Source organism: Chromobacterium alkanivorans, assembly GCF_016937655.1.
GTDB lineage: Bacteria > Pseudomonadota > Gammaproteobacteria > Burkholderiales > Chromobacteriaceae > Chromobacterium > Chromobacterium alkanivorans.
Genome location: NZ_JAFHKL010000017.1, coordinates 37,736 through 51,517 on the forward strand (window position 1 = coordinate 37,736; position 13,782 = coordinate 51,517).

At 66.8% G+C, this 13,782-nt stretch carries 11 protein-coding genes; 5 read left to right on the forward strand and 6 right to left on the reverse strand.

Annotation, left to right across the window (positions count from 1 at the left end):
* Window positions 1–74: 74 nt before the first annotated feature.
* Window positions 75–542 (reverse strand): MarR family winged helix-turn-helix transcriptional regulator, encoded by a 468-nt coding sequence (locus JW897_RS22140; protein WP_019103187.1) that lies wholly within the window; start codon window positions 540–542, stop codon window positions 75–77.
* A gap of 584 nt (window positions 543–1,126) precedes the next feature.
* On the opposite strand from JW897_RS22140, the gene JW897_RS22145 reads away from it, so the two are divergent.
* The 5 genes from JW897_RS22145 to JW897_RS22165 all read left to right on the forward strand — a co-directional run bounded on the left by JW897_RS22145 (window position 1,127) and on the right by JW897_RS22165 (window position 7,836).
* On the forward strand, window positions 1,127–2,311 hold the full coding sequence (locus JW897_RS22145; RefSeq protein WP_205467662.1) for a cell division protein ZipA C-terminal FtsZ-binding domain-containing protein: 1,185 nt from the start codon (window positions 1,127–1,129) through the stop codon (window positions 2,309–2,311).
* Window positions 2,312–2,436: 125 nt separating this feature from the next.
* Window positions 2,437–4,842 carry an NAD-dependent DNA ligase LigA gene (gene ligA, locus JW897_RS22150; RefSeq protein ID WP_205467663.1) on the forward strand — a complete coding sequence of 802 codons (2,406 nt, stop codon included), beginning with the start codon at window positions 2,437–2,439 and terminating at the stop codon, window positions 4,840–4,842.
* Between the two features lie 14 nt (window positions 4,843–4,856).
* The gene (locus tag JW897_RS22155; protein ID WP_205467664.1) at window positions 4,857–6,281 is read left to right on the forward strand and encodes a tetratricopeptide repeat protein; all 1,425 of its coding nucleotides are present in this window, start codon (window positions 4,857–4,859) and stop codon (window positions 6,279–6,281) included.
* 73 nt (window positions 6,282–6,354) lie between these two features.
* Window positions 6,355–7,227, forward strand: coding sequence for a UTP--glucose-1-phosphate uridylyltransferase GalU (galU, locus tag JW897_RS22160; RefSeq protein ID WP_048414440.1), 873 nt, complete (start codon window positions 6,355–6,357; stop codon window positions 7,225–7,227).
* A gap of 66 nt (window positions 7,228–7,293) precedes the next feature.
* Window positions 7,294–7,836 carry a hypoxanthine-guanine phosphoribosyltransferase gene (locus JW897_RS22165; RefSeq protein ID WP_048414399.1) on the forward strand — a complete coding sequence of 181 codons (543 nt, stop codon included), beginning with the start codon at window positions 7,294–7,296 and terminating at the stop codon, window positions 7,834–7,836.
* Window positions 7,837–7,906: 70 nt separating this feature from the next.
* On the opposite strand, the gene JW897_RS22170 is transcribed toward JW897_RS22165, so the two are convergent.
* Genes JW897_RS22170 through JW897_RS22190 form a run of 5 tightly spaced genes read right to left on the reverse strand, consistent with a single transcriptional unit; the run spans window position 7,907 to window position 13,763 of the window.
* Complete coding sequence (locus tag JW897_RS22170) at window positions 7,907–8,722, reverse strand: ABC transporter ATP-binding protein (protein ID WP_205467665.1); 816 nt, start codon at window positions 8,720–8,722, stop codon at window positions 7,907–7,909.
* Entirely contained in the window at window positions 8,715–9,701 is a 987-nt protein-coding gene (locus JW897_RS22175) for a FecCD family ABC transporter permease (protein ID WP_231589274.1), read from the reverse strand. The genes JW897_RS22170 and JW897_RS22175 overlap by 8 nt, the downstream gene beginning before the upstream one ends.
* Window positions 9,698–10,489 (reverse strand): heme/hemin ABC transporter substrate-binding protein, encoded by a 792-nt coding sequence (locus tag JW897_RS22180; protein WP_205467666.1) that lies wholly within the window; start codon window positions 10,487–10,489, stop codon window positions 9,698–9,700. Before JW897_RS22180 ends, JW897_RS22175 begins: the two co-directional genes overlap by 4 nt.
* Entirely contained in the window at window positions 10,479–11,522 is a 1,044-nt protein-coding gene (locus tag JW897_RS22185) for a hemin-degrading factor (protein ID WP_205467667.1), read from the reverse strand. Before JW897_RS22185 ends, JW897_RS22180 begins: the two co-directional genes overlap by 11 nt.
* Before the next feature lie 60 nt (window positions 11,523–11,582).
* On the reverse strand, window positions 11,583–13,763 hold the full coding sequence (locus tag JW897_RS22190) for a TonB-dependent hemoglobin/transferrin/lactoferrin family receptor (RefSeq protein ID WP_205467668.1): 2,181 nt from the start codon (window positions 13,761–13,763) through the stop codon (window positions 11,583–11,585).
* Window positions 13,764–13,782 lie beyond the last annotated feature (19 nt).

Sequence of the window (13,782 nt, forward strand, 5' to 3'; positions counted from 1 at the left end):
GGCGGCGAGGGCGCGGGCCGCATCGCGGAGCCGCGTCTCGCCGCCGGGTAAAGGGCGGTGACGGCAGGGGGATCCTAGGCCGTGACCTCTTCCTGCTCCTCCAGCGCCAGGCTGAAGCCTTCGCGCAGGCGGCCCAGCTCCTGGCAGAAGCCGGACAGGTCGTGTTCGCCAAAGCGTTTGAAGGCGATCTGCATATAGTCGATATGAGCGGGGAAGGCCTGATCGAACAGGCGCTCGCCGTGCTGGGTCAAGGAAACGAACACGCTGCGGCGATCGTTGGGCTGCATGGTGCGGGTAACCAGACCCTTGTCTTCCAGCCGGTCGATGACGCCGGTCAGCGTCCCTTTGGTGATCAACGTGCGGTCGGACAGCTCCTTGCAATTCATGCCCTTGCTGTGGCCCAGCGTGGCGACCACGTCGAATTGCGGCGGAGTCAGGCCCAGCTGACGAATGTGCTGGCTGGCAAACTGTTCGAATGCCTGGTAGGTGCGCGCCAGCTCGTGGACCACCGGAAGGAAACTGGCTTGAGAAGTGTTTTTCATCGATCTATCCCTTGCTTTCCTAAGCAGTGTTTAAGACGATTTGGAATCATTCATTTGCATGAACACGAAATATTCTGGCACGAGATATTTCAGAGCGCCCCTGTCAGAAATGTCATCTGCCGGCCCTTCCGGTCCTGAAAATGACGTTCCGCTTCCATTTGGCCCGTTTGCGGCGGGCCCGGCTCGCGGCGCCGAACGGCTGACTGGAGCAGTTCGACGCGGTCCGATGGAACCAGCAGGGGCGATTCGGCATCCAATTCAGGTTGCGAACCCGGTTTGAAGCGCCAAATTGCCCGCATCAGCTATCGCCCCGGCTTGATTTACGCTGGCGGCAAGGCATTTACGGCTAAATTGCCGCCAAATGATGCGCAAGCTGAGGCTTTCGTTATAATAACCGTGGTCTATCGCCGTTCTCGACTGGCCGAAACGCCAGATTCGAACGGTTTTGTTGCCGAATACTTAAAGGGAGGCTGTCGGCCCGGCTATTGCCGAAAGACGCCGCATCGCGCATTGACAGAATGCGCCAGAGCGCGGCGAAGGGGCGGCCGACGGCTTCGATTATTCGCCTTAATGCGGACTGGCTGATGAGCGAATTACAGATTGGTGTGTTGATACTGGGCGGCGCGGTGATCGCCCTGGTGTACGGATTCAATGCTTTTCAGGAATGGCGTTTTCGCAAGAAGACTCGCCAGGCCTTCACGCGCGGCCACGACGACGTGCTGCTGGACGTGCCCAAGAACAATGTGCGCGACGGGGTGAAGCAGGACCGGATGGAGCCGGTGCTGGTGGACGCCGCGCCGGAGCCGGACGACTACGCCGCCGCCTACTTCGAGCCGCAAATCCCAGCGGAGCCGGCGCGCGCCGAAACCGAACGGCCGCGCGAGGCGGTCTTCGACGCGGTGCCGGTGGTGGAAGTGGAAGAGGAAGAAGAGGCTCCGCAGATGGATTCAGCCGACCACCAGGCGCTGGTGGTGGCGATGCTGGACCCGTCGCTGGATTTCATCGCCGAGGTGGTGTTCCACGCGCCGCACGAGCTGGCGGCGATTCCGCGCTTCAACGTGGGCAAGCGCACCCAGTTGATCGGCCGCACCGAAAAAGGCTTGTGGAAGCCGGCCGAGGCCTTGCCGGGCACCCGTTACAAACAGATCAACGTCAGCATGCAGATGGTGGACCGCAGCGGCGCGGTGACCGAGCAGGAACTGGCCGGCTTCTGCCAGCAGGTGTCGCGCTTCGCCGAGGAGCACGACGCCGCGGTCAGCTTCCCGCAGCGCCAGCAGAAGCTGGTGGCGGCGCGCGAACTGGACCGTTTCTGCGCCGACGTGGACGTGCTGATCGGCATCAACATCGTGCCGCAGGGGCCGATAGAAGGCACCCGGCTGCGCAGCTTCGCCGAGGCCGCCGGCCTGCAGCTGGAACCGGACGGCGCCTTCCATTACCTGGCGGACTCAGGCAATACCCTGTATTCGCTGATGGCGGCGGACCAGATGCCGTTCACCTTCCACACGCTGCTGGACAAGTCCTTCCCGGCGCTGACCTTGTTGTTCGACGTGCCGCGCGTGGCCGGCGGCGTCGAGGTGTTCGACCGCGCGGTGTATTTCGCGCGCCAGCTGGCGCAGGAATTCGACGCCCAATTGGTGGACGACAACCGCCGTCCGCTGTCCGACGCCGGCCTGACCCGCATCCGCGACCAACTGCTGCACATCTACGGCAGCATGGACGACCGCGGCATCGCCCCCGGCAGCGTGGCCGCCTTGCGGCTGTTTGCCTGACCGGCCGCAAGCCCCGGTGTCGCCTTGGCGCGCAGCCGCTACACTGGGGTGATCGGCCCGCTTGATGATCTTCCGTTTCCAAGGCCGGCGCCACGCCGGCTTTTCTCGTTTGAGCCCGACTGAACATGACCACCCTCATTCCGCAACAGCGCGTAGCCGAACTGCATCAACTGCTGAACCGCTACGGCCACGAATACTATGTGCTGGACGCGCCCACGGTGCCGGACGCCGAATACGACCGCCTGTTCCGCGAGCTGCAACAGCTGGAGCAGGAGCACCCGGAGCTGGCGGGCGCGGATTCGCCTACCCGCCGCGTAGGCGGCGCGCCGCTGGACGAGTTCCAGCAAGTGACCCACAGCGTGCCGATGCTGTCGCTGTCCAACGCGTTTTCCGACATGCAGCTGAGCGAGCGCGAACAGCGCCATGAAGAGCTGCTGCAGTTCGACGAGCGGGTGCGCAAAGGGCTGGATGTTGCCGAGGTGGAGTACGCCACCGAGCCCAAGTTCGACGGCCTGGCGATTTCCCTGCTGTACCGCGACGGCGTGCTGGTCCAGGCGGCCACCCGCGGCGACGGCGTGACCGGCGAGAACGTCACCGAGAACATCCGCACCGTGCGCGCGATTCCGCTGCGCTTGTCGGCCGCCGCGCCCGGCCTGCTGGAAGTGCGCGGCGAGGTGCTGATGCTGAAGCAGGACTTCGACAAGCTCAACGCCGAACAGGCGGCGCGCGGCGACAAGACCTTCGCCAATCCGCGCAACGCCGCCGCCGGCAGCCTGCGGCAGCTGGATTCGCGCATCACCGCCCAGCGCCGGTTGTCCTTCTTCGCCTACGCCATCGCCCAGGTGGAGGGCGCGGTCTGGCCGGCCAGCCACAGCGCGGAAATGGCCTGGCTGCGTGAACTGGGCTTCCCGGTGGTGGCCGAGGACTTGCGACCGGTGGTGCGCGGCGTGGATGGCTTGATCGCCTATTACGAACAGGTGCAGCAGCGCCGCCCCGGCCTGCCTTTCGACATCGACGGCGTGGTGTACAAGGTCAATCAACGCGCCTTGCAGGACGAACTGGGCTTTGTGTCGCGCGCGCCGCGCTGGGCCATCGCCCACAAGTTTCCGGCCGAGGAGGCGCTGACCCAGGTCGAGGCGATCGAAGAGCAAGTGGGCCGCACCGGCGCGATTACGCCGGTGGCGCGGCTGAAGCCGGTGTTCGTAGGCGGCGTCACCGTCACCAACGCCACCCTGCATAATGAAGACGAGGCGCGGCGCAAGGACGTGCGCGTCGGCGACACCGTGATCGTGCGCCGCGCCGGCGACGTGATTCCCGAAGTGGTGTCGGTGGTGATGGAGCGCCGGCCGATGCTGCCGGCGGCGGACGGTCAGTTGTTCGGCGAGCCGGAGCACCCGGCTTACCGGCTGCCCAGCGCCTGTCCGGTATGCGGCAGCCACGTGGTGCGCGAAGAGGGCGAGGCGGTGGCGCGCTGCTCCGGCGGCCTGTCCTGCCGCGCGCAGCGCAGCCAGGCGATCCAGCACTTCGCCGGCCGCCGCATGATGGACATCGACGGCCTGGGCGAACGCTATATCGACAAGCTGGTGGAGTACGACTATGTGCGCGGCGTGGCCGATCTGTACCGGCTGACGCTGGAAGACCTGCTGGAAATGAAGCGCCGCGCCGACGAGGACGAGGGCGTCACCCCGGAAACCGTCAAGGCCGGCAAGGTGGCCAGCAAATGGGCGGAAAACCTGATCGAGGCGATCGCCGCCAGCCGGCGGCCGCCGCTGGCGCGGCTGCTGTTTGCGCTGGGAATCCGCCATGTCGGCGAATCCACCGCCAAGACCCTGGCCGACTGGTTGGGGACGATGGCCTTGATCCGTCGCTCGCCGGCGGCCTTGTTCGCCGCGCTGCCGGACATCGGCGGCGTGGTGGCGGAATCGCTGGCGGACTTCTTCGCCGAAGCCAATAACGAAGCCGCGCTGGACGCCTTGTTGAGTCATGTGGCGCCGGCCGACGAGCACGCGCCGTCGCCGCGCCTGGCCGAGCGCTTGCAGCCGGCCATGCTGCTGGCGCGGTTGGACATTCCGCGGCTGACCGAGGTGCGCAGCCAGCAGCTGGCGGCGCAGATCGACGGCCTGGCCGCGCTGGCCGATCGCGAGCGGCGCGCGCTGCTGGACCTGGAACTGCCGGCCGAGGTGATCAACGCGCTGGCCGACTGGCTGGACCTGCCGGGCAAACGCGACAAGTTGCGCGCGCTCGCGGCCCTGGTCGACGAGATACTGGCGGCGCTGCCGGCGCAAGCGGCGGCGGCCGGCGTGCTGGAGGGCAAGACCCTGGTGCTGACCGGCACCTTGCCGACGCTGAGCCGCGACCAGGCTAAGGAGTTGATCGAGGCCGCCGGCGGCAAGGTGTCCGGCAGCGTGTCCAAGAAGACGCATTACGTGGTGGCGGGCGCGGAGGCCGGCAGCAAGCTGGCCAAGGCGGAAGAGCTGGGCGTGGCGATTCTGGACGAAGCCGGCTTGCAAGCCTTGCTGGCCGGAGAGTGAGCCAAGGAGCGGATATGGCGGACCAAGCTTTCGAACGAGGCAATCAATTGGCGGCGCAGGGCCGCTGGCGCGAGGCTGAGCAGGCGTTCGACCAGTGTCTGCGCCAGAACGCCAAGGACTGGCAGGCGCTGGCCAATCGCGCCAACGCCCGCCTGCGCCAGGGCGACAGCGCGCGCGCGCTGGACGACTACCTGGCCGCCGCCGCGCTCAATCCGCAGTCCGTCAATATCAAGTGCAATCTGGCGGTGCTGCTCAAGGAGCTGGGCGAGCTGGAGCTGGCGGAAGCGCTGCTGCGCGAGGCGCTGGCGGCGGAGCCCGAGCATGTCGACGCCTGGAGCAATCTGGGCGTGGTGCTGCAGCACCGCCTGCAATACCAGGAGGCCATCGCCTGCCATTTGCGCGCCATCGAGCTGGCCGGCGCGAGCCCGGCGCGCTGCAACAACCTGGGCTACGCCTGCACTTGCGCCTTACTGCTGGACGACGCCGTTGCCGTATTGCAGGGCGGGCTGGAGCTGGACCCGAACGACGCCAATCTGCGTTTCAGCCTGTCCATCGCGCTCTTGTTGGCCGGGCGCTACGCCGAGGCCTGGCCGTATTACGAGGCGCGCTGGGAGGCCATCCTGCAGCCGCGTCACCGCGAGCGGCGTTGGCAGGGCCAGGCGCTGGACGCGTCCACCCTGCTGTTGTGGGCGGAGCAGGGTCTGGGCGACAGCCTGCAGATGGCGCGCTTCCTGCCGCGGCTGCGGGCCGAGCATCCGCGGGCGCGGCTGCTGCTGGCCTGCCCCAAAACCTTCCATCGCCTGTTCGCCCAATTCGACGGCATCGAACTGTTGGAGCCGGACGCCGCGCCGGCTTTCGATTGGCAACTGCCGCTGATGTCCTTGCCCGGCGTGCTGGGCGTCACCCTGGACAATCTGTCCGCCCAGCCTTATCTGAGCGCGGTGCCGGCCGCCGAGGTCCCGCCGCGCGCCGGCGGCCGGCCGCGCGTCGGCGTGGTGTGGGAGAGCGGGCAATGGGGCGTGGGCAAGGCCGATCACTGGCGCCGCCACAAATCGCTGCCGCCGGAGGATTTCGCCGCGCTGTGCCGGCTGCCCGGCATCGACTTCGTGTCCTTGCAGCCGGGGGAGACGCCTGCGGCTTTGCAAGGCTTGTTGGCCGCGCCGGTCTTGAGCGACTTCGCCGACACCGCCGCCTGGGTGGCGGAGCTGGATCTGGTGATCACCGTAGACACCGCCGTCGCCCACCTGGCCGGGGCGATGGGCAAGCCGGTGTGGGTGCTGATGCGCGCGGAGAGCGCGCCTTTCTTCCTGACCGCCGGCGAGCGCGCGCCGTGGTACGAGTCGATGCGGGTCTGGCGTCAGGCCGAGCCCGGCGTCTGGGCGCCGGTGCTGGAGGGCGCGGCTCAGGCGCTGGCGCAGCGTTTCGCCGCCGCTTTATGAGGCCGGGACTTTCACCAGCGGGCCGCGGCGCGGTAGAATGCGCGGCTGTCAACGCTTGTTAACGAGAATGGGCATGAAAAAAATCACGAAAGCGGTTTTCCCCGTCGCCGGACTCGGCACCCGCTTCCTGCCGGCCACCAAGGCCAGCCCCAAGGAAATGCTGCCGGTGGTGGACAAGCCGCTGATCCAGTACGCGGTGGAAGAGGCGATCGCCGCCGGCATGACCGAGCTGATTTTCATCACCGGCCGCAACAAGCGTTCGATCGAAGACCATTTCGACAAGGCTTACGAGCTGGAAACCGAACTGGAAAACAAGAACAAGCAGAAGCTGCTGGAAACCGTGCAGGGCATCATCCCGCCGTCGGTGTCCTGCATCTTCATCCGTCAGACCGAGGCGCTGGGCCTGGGCCACGCGGTGTTGTGCGCGCGGCCGGTGGTGGGCAATGAGCCGTTCGCGGTGATCCTGGCCGACGACCTGATCGAAGGCGCGCCGGGCGCGATGGAACAGATGGTCAAGCTGTTCGACGAAACCCACGCCTCGGTGCTGGGCGTGGAAACCGTGGCGCCGGAGGAAACCAGTTCCTACGGCATCGTCAAGGTGGCCCCGGACGCGCGCGGCCATCAGCAGGTGGAGCACATCGTGGAGAAGCCGCGCCCAGAAGCGGCGCCGTCCAATCTGGCGGTGGTGGGCCGTTACATCCTGACCCCGCGCATCTTCGACAAGCTGGTCAACACCACGGCCGGCGCCGGCGGCGAAATCCAGTTGACCGACGGCATCGCCGCGCTGATGAAGGACGAGCCGGTGCTGGCGCTGCCGTTCAAGGGCGTGCGTTACGACTGCGGCTCCAAGCTGGGCTATCTTAAAGCCACGGTCAATTACGGCTTGCAGCATCACGAGGTGGGCGCCGAGTTCGCCGCCTACCTGCGGTCGCTGGCCAAGAACTAATCGTTTTTTCAATCACGCCGCTCGGAATCATGAGCGGCGTTTGTACGTGTGAATCAAGGAGGCATCATGCCCAATATTGCCGAGGCCCGTGGCCTGATCAACAGTTCCGACGTGCTGTTTACCGCCGAGGAAGTCAGCGCGGCCGTTGACCGCATGGCGGTGGAAATCACCGAGGAACTGGGCGAAACCTATCCGCTGGTCTTGTCCGTGATGGGCGGCGCCGTGGTGTTCACCGGCCAGCTGCTGCCACGCCTGGCCTTCCCGTTGGACTTCGACTACGTTCACGTGTCCCGCTACGGCGACAAGACCCAGGGCGGCGAGCTGGTGTGGAAGCAGGCGCCCAAGGAAGACGTGCGCGACCGCGTGGTGCTGGTGCTGGACGACATCCTGGACGAAGGCCACACCATGGCGGCGATCCGCGACAAAGTGATGGCCATGGGCGCCAAGGCCTTCTACAGCGGCGTGTTCGCCAACAAGCTGATCAGCAAGGCCAAGCCGATGCAGGCGGACTTCGTCGGCCTGGACGTGCCGGACCGTTACGTGTTCGGCTACGGCATGGACGTGCGCGGCGCCTGGCGCAATCTGCCGGCGATCTACGCTTTGAAATAAGCGCGGACTGATCGCGAAAAACCCCCGGCTCGCGCAAGCAAGCCGGGGGTTTTTATTTGATGACTTGGGTTTAGGCGCCGGAGGCCAGCGCCGCCGGCTGCTGCGCCTGCGCCAAGGCGGCGTTGACCTGCCAGTCGTTGCCGTTGCGCTGCAAACGCACCGGCCAGCGGTAGACCGCCAGCAGCCGTTCCGGCGTCAGCACCTGCTCCGGCGCGCCGGCCACCACCAGCCGGCCCTGTTCCAGCAAGGCCACGTGGTCGGCGTAACTGGCGGCCAGCGCCAGATCGTGCAATACCTGCACCACGGTGCGGCCCTGGCGCGACAACTCCAGCAGCAATTGCTGCAAGCGGTGCTGGTGGCGCAGGTCCAGATGGTTGGTGGGTTCGTCCAGCAGCAGTACCGGCGCTTGCTGCGCCAAGGCACGGGCGATGGCCGCGCGCTGGCGCTCGCCGCCGGACAGCTGGTCCAGCCGCTTGTCGGCGTAATCGTCCAGCTCCACCGTGCCCAGCGCGTCCGCCACCGCGCTCTTGTCCTCCACTCGCGGTTGAGAGAAGGGACCCAGATAGGGCACGCGGCCCAGCATCACGAACTCGCGCACCGTCAGCGGAATGCCGGCGGGAATGTGTTGCGGCACCCAGGCGATGCGGCGCGCGCGCACCGCCGGCTCCATGCGGCCTACGCACTGGCCCGCCAGGCGCACCGCGCCGGCGCTGGGCGTGTTCAGGCCGGCCAGCAGCCGCATCAGCGTGGTCTTGCCGGCGCCGTTGGGACCCAGCAGCGCGCTGACCCGGCCGGTGGGCAAGTCCAGGTTGATGTCGTCCAGAATCCGCTTGCCGCCGATGTCACAGGCCAGCTGGCGCACGCACAGATTAGTGGTTTCAGCCATTGATCAGACTCCTTTGTTGACGCCGGAACAGCCAGACGAAGAACGGCGGCCCGGCGAACGCCGCCATCAGGCCCACCGGCAGATCGATGGGCCAGGCGATGGTGCGCGCCAGCGTGTCCACCGCCAGCAAAAACAGCGCGCCGGCCCAGGCCGACAACAGGATCAGCCGACGGCGGCAGCCGCCCAGCAACAGGGCCAGCGCGTTGGGAATCATCATGCCGACGAAGCCTATCACCCCGGACAGCGCCACCGCGCCGCCGGTAGCCAGCGCCGCGCCGACGGCGGTGAGGCGGCGGGTGCGGCGCACGTCTATGCCCAGCGAGCGGGCGGCGTCCTCGCCCAGCAGCAGGCAGTCCAGGTCGCGGCCCACCGCGATCAGGATCAGCAGGCCCAGGCCGGCCACGCCCAGGCAGGCCAGCAGCCGTTCCGACGAGGCCGACGACAGATTGCCGGCCAGCCAGCTGGTGGCGGCGCGCAGGGTCAGGTCGTCGGACATGAAAATCATCAGGCTGGTGACCGCGCCGCAGAAGGCGCCCACCACCAGGCCCATCAGCAACAGGCCGGCCAGGCCGCCGCGGACCAGCCGCGACAGCAGCAGGATCAGCCAGGTGGCCAGCAGGCCGCCGCCGAAGGCGGCCAGCGGCAGGGACAGGCCGGCGGCGCCGATGGCCAGCATGCTGACCACGGCCAGCGCCGCGCCGCTGGAGGTGCCGATCAGGCCGGGGTCGGCCAGCGGATTGCGGAACAGCGCCTGCAAGGCCGCGCCGCTGGCGGCCAGCGCCGCGCCCACGCCCAGCGCCGCGGCGATGCGAGGCAGCCGCAGCTGGGTCAGCAGCGGATCGCTGAAGTCCGGCCAGGCCAGGCCGTTGCCGCCGCTGGACAAGGCCAGCAAGGGCAACAGCAGGCTGGCGGCGATCAGGCCCAGCAGCAGCCAGCGGCCGCGATTGGGCGCGGCGGCGTCCATGGTCAGCGCGCTCACATCTTCACCATCTGCTCGACCACCGCCGGGCTGTTCAGGCCCACCATCATCGCGTCCTTGGCCGGCAGCAGATAGATGCGGCCCTGCTTGCCGGCCGGGGTGGAGGCGATCTCCGGCCGCTTGGAGAAGGCCTCCTTGCCGCCGTGCACCGCGCCGGTGTGGCTGCCCAGGATGATCACGTCCGGCTGCAGGCTCTGCCAGGCGTCGCGCGCCATCGGCTTGAAGCCGGACAGCTGGCTGGCGACGTTGACGCCGCCGGCGGCGCGGATCAGGGTGTCGGCGGCGGTGTCGCGGCCGGCCACCAGCTGGCCGTCGTAGCTGACCAGGTAGCGCACGCCGCGCGCCGGGCGCGGCGTCATCTCGCGCTGCCAGCGGCTGGCCAGTTGCTGGGCGTTGGCGTCGCGGCCCAAGAGCTGTCCCACTTTGCGGATCGCGTCGGCGAAGTCCGCGCCGTCCTCGCGGCGCGTCACCTCCTCGGCGCGCACCTGCAATTGGCGCAGCTGGGTCCATACCGTGGGCGGCTGCGCCTCGGCGCTGCCCAGCACCAGGGTGGGTTTGAGCCGGGCGATGGTCTCGGCGTTCAGCGCGCGGGAAAAGCCCACCACCTGCGCCTGGGCCAGCGCCGGCGACTTGCTGGAGCGGTCGCGGCCGACGACTTCCTTGCCGGCGTCCAGCGCCACCACAATGTCGGCGATGTCGGGGGTCATCACCACGATGCGTTGTACCGCCCAGGCGGGCAACGCGGCAGCCAGGCCCAACAGGGCGGCGAAGGCGAATTTAGGCGACATCGGCGCGCTCCAGTGCCGGCAGCTCGCCCAGCAGCTTGATCCATTCCACGCGTTCCGCCTGGCCCGGCTTGCGCTCGCCGAAGAAGGTGGCCAGCGACAGGCCCTTGTCGTCGAACAATTCCAGCGAGGTCACCACGCCGTGATCGCCCGGCTTGCGGGTGACCCAGGCTTCGGCGATCAGATCGGTGCGCAGGTGCAGGTTGAAGTGCGTGTCCAGCACATTGAGCCAGTTGCCGACGATCTGCACATTGCGCACAGGGCCGGTGTGGATCTGGATCATGCCGCGGTTGCCTGCGAACACCATGATCGGGGCTTCGATATGAGCGGCGCGGCGCAGCAACTGCTCCACCGCTTCCGGCAGCACGCGCCAGGCCTGGCCTTCCGGCGCCAGGCGGAAGCCCTGCTGGCGGGACACGCCCCAGCGGCGCAGGAAGGGATGGAAGGCGTGCACGTCTTGCAGGCTCTGCCACTCTTGCTGGAAGCCGGCCTTGTCGATGGCCTCGTCGTCCAGTTCCGCCGCTTCGGCTTCCGGCGGGTCTACGCGCAGCGCGGTCTTGGGCGCGGCGAAGTTCTCCACCAGGCGCTGGTAGGCGGCCACGTCGCTATTGGCGGTCAGGTAGATTTTGTGCACCGCTTCGCCGAAACGGTCGAAGAACTGCAGGCTGCGCTGCTCGCCGCGCGCGCCGGCCACGGTGACGGCGAAGGCGTGCTGCCAATGGAACAGGAAGATGCGCAGGTCTATCACCGGGTTGATGGCCAGGCCGATCTTGCCGTCGATCTGCACATTGCGGTAATCGCCGGTGGTTTCATGCACGCAGGCGTGATTGCGCGTCAGCGCCATCACCGGGCCAAGCTGGGCGATCTGGCCCAGGATATCGTTCCAATGCGGCTGCAGGGCCTGGCTGGCCGGATCCGCGGCCACCAGTTCGGCTTCGCTGACGCCCAGGGCGTCGGCGGCGTCGCGCGCGCGCAGTTTCGGCTGGCTGGCTTTCAGGACTTGGAAACGATCCCACAGCTGGCTGAAGTCGGTCATGTTTGGATTCTCCTTGGAACGATCAAAAACGGGCGCCCGCCGGGGAGCGGGCGCTTGCGGTTAGAAGGTGTATTCGACGCTGGCGCTGATGTTGCGGCCAGGCTGGGTGAACAGGTCCAGCGTGCGGTCGCTGCTGGGTTTGCCGCGCACGTCGGCGGCTTTCCAGTACTTCTGGTCGAAGACGTTGAACACGCCGGCGCGCAGCACGGTATTCTTGGCCGGCTTCCAATAAGCGGTCAGGTCCAGCACCGCGTAGCCGGGGGCTTTGAACGGTGTGGTGCTTTGGCCGCGTGCTTCTTCAGGACGCAGGTTGGGAAGGCGAGTATTGGCGCGGGCCAGTTTCAGTAAGGCTTCGCCGCCGAAGCTCGCCTGGTCGTAGCGCAGGCCCAGCGTGGCGTTGAGCGGTGTCAAGCTAGCTAAGGGCTCGTTCGTCTGCTTGTTCTGGCCATGGGTGTAGGCGATGGACGCCATCGCGCGCCAGCTCGGCGCGAAGCGCCAGGCGGCGCGGCCTTCCACGCCCTTGATATCGACTTCGCCGACATTCTGGTACTGGTAGGTGTCAAAGCCATCAATCATGCCCAGTCCAACTCGATCAATGAAGTCCTTGTAGCGGTTGGCATAGGCGGTGACGCCGAAGTCAAATTCCGTCCACTGGCCCTTAAGTCCCAATTCAACTCCGCGGCTGCTTTCCGATTTCAGGTTGGGATTGGGAATGACTTGGTATTTGTAGCTGCCAGCTGTATTGGAGAAAGCCATATTGGCATCATCGAACGGCGGCGCGCGGAAACCGGAGGAGAACTGCAGGAAGCCGGTGTAATGATCGGCGAAGGGCAGGCTCAGGCCCAGCTTGGGCGAGAAGGCGCCGTCCTTGAAGGTGGGCACCTGATAGTTGTTGGGGTTGCCGTTGGCGAAAGCCTGGTCCGGCTGCGGCGTCATCTTGTAGTGATCCCAGCGCAGCGACGGCGAGGCCACCAGGCCGTTGCCGAACTTGATCTCGTCCTGGACAAACAGGCCGATGCGCTCGGAACGGCTGTCTGGGAAGGTCTTGTTGGGGAAGGTATCGGTTCCCACGACATTGCTGCTGCTGCCATTTGTGTTGAACAAGGTCTTCATTCGCGGCCGGCTGGTGTCGCTGCGGCTCAAGTCCGCGCCCCACAGCAGCTGGTGCTCGGCAGAGAGGGCCTTGAAGTTGTGCTCGGCCTCCAGGGTCAGGCCGTAGCTGTCCTGAGTGAAGCCGTAGTCGGAGAAGATGCGCTGGCCGTTGCTGCGCCATTCGGTGTTGGTGTCCGCGTTGTCCAGCTTCTGGTAATAGGCTTTCACCGCCAGGCGGTCGAAGGCGCCCAGCTGCTTGCCTTCCCAGGCCAGCGACACACGGTCGCGCTGGGTTCTGTCCTCTGACTCATTTTTGCGTACCGTCGAGGTCAAGGTGTTCAGCAGATTGGTATTGGCATCGCGCCGATAGTGTTCCAGCGTCAGCTCCAGCCGCTGATTGGCGGCAGGCTTGAAGCCCAGCTTGGCCAGCACGTTGTCGCTGTTCCAGCTTTGCGGATTGGGCTTGGTGCGCAGCGTGCTGCTGCTGTCGTTATTGCCCTGGTTGTCGGTTTCGTGGCCGTTGCGGTGGGTGTAGAGCACCATCAGATCGGTGCGCTCGCCCTTGACGCCCACGCCGGCGCTAGTGCCCCAGCCGTTGTTGGCGGTGCCGCCGAAGCCCTTGACGCTGCCGCCCACGCCTTGCTCTTCCGGCACGAAGTCGTCCACGGTCTTGGTGCGGTAGCCCACCACGCCGCCGATGGCGTCGGAGCCGTACAGGCTGGAAGTGGGGCCTTTGACGATGTCGATGGCGCGCAGGGTTTCCAGTTCAACGTAGTCGCGGCCGGAGATGGCTCCGCCATTGTTGCCGCCGCCGGTATAGGATTCCGGCAGGCGGATGCCGTCGATCAGCATCAGGATGCGGTTACCGTCTATGCCGCGGATGGTGTAGCCGGCGTTGCCGCGGCGCGCCGGATCGGTGGCCACTTCCACGCCGGGCTCGTATTTGACCGCGTCGGCGATGTCGCGCACCAGTTGATCGTCCAGCTTGTGACGCGAGATCACGCTGGCGTTGGGCGCGGTTTCCGCCAGCGGTTTGCTGCTGCGGTGGGCGGTGACCTGAACGGTCTCCAGTTCCGCCGGCGTCGCCGCCAGCGCGGGCCAGGCGGCGGCCAGGCTCAGAACCAAGGGGGTGGCGCGAAATAAGGCCATGGAAACTCCAAACTTCCTA

Excerpts from the sequence above, each read along its gene's own strand:
- JW897_RS22165 (WP_048414399.1), top strand. The coding sequence starts at position 7,294 with ATGCCCAATATTGCCGAGGCCCGTGGCCTGATCAACAGTTCCGACGTG.
- galU (WP_048414440.1), top strand. The coding sequence starts at position 6,355 with ATGAAAAAAATCACGAAAGCGGTTTTCCCCGTCGCCGGACTCGGCACC.
- JW897_RS22190 (WP_205467668.1), bottom strand. The coding sequence starts at position 13,763 with ATGGCCTTATTTCGCGCCACCCCCTTGGTTCTGAGCCTGGCCGCCGCC.
- ligA (WP_205467663.1), top strand. The coding sequence starts at position 2,437 with ATGACCACCCTCATTCCGCAACAGCGCGTAGCCGAACTGCATCAACTG.
- JW897_RS22145 (WP_205467662.1), top strand. The coding sequence starts at position 1,127 with ATGAGCGAATTACAGATTGGTGTGTTGATACTGGGCGGCGCGGTGATC.
- JW897_RS22180 (WP_205467666.1), bottom strand. The coding sequence starts at position 10,489 with ATGTCGCCTAAATTCGCCTTCGCCGCCCTGTTGGGCCTGGCTGCCGCG.
- JW897_RS22155 (WP_205467664.1), top strand. The coding sequence starts at position 4,857 with ATGGCGGACCAAGCTTTCGAACGAGGCAATCAATTGGCGGCGCAGGGC.
- JW897_RS22185 (WP_205467667.1), bottom strand. The coding sequence starts at position 11,522 with ATGACCGACTTCAGCCAGCTGTGGGATCGTTTCCAAGTCCTGAAAGCC.
- JW897_RS22170 (WP_205467665.1), bottom strand. The coding sequence starts at position 8,722 with ATGGCTGAAACCACTAATCTGTGCGTGCGCCAGCTGGCCTGTGACATC.
- JW897_RS22140 (WP_019103187.1), bottom strand. The coding sequence starts at position 542 with ATGAAAAACACTTCTCAAGCCAGTTTCCTTCCGGTGGTCCACGAGCTG.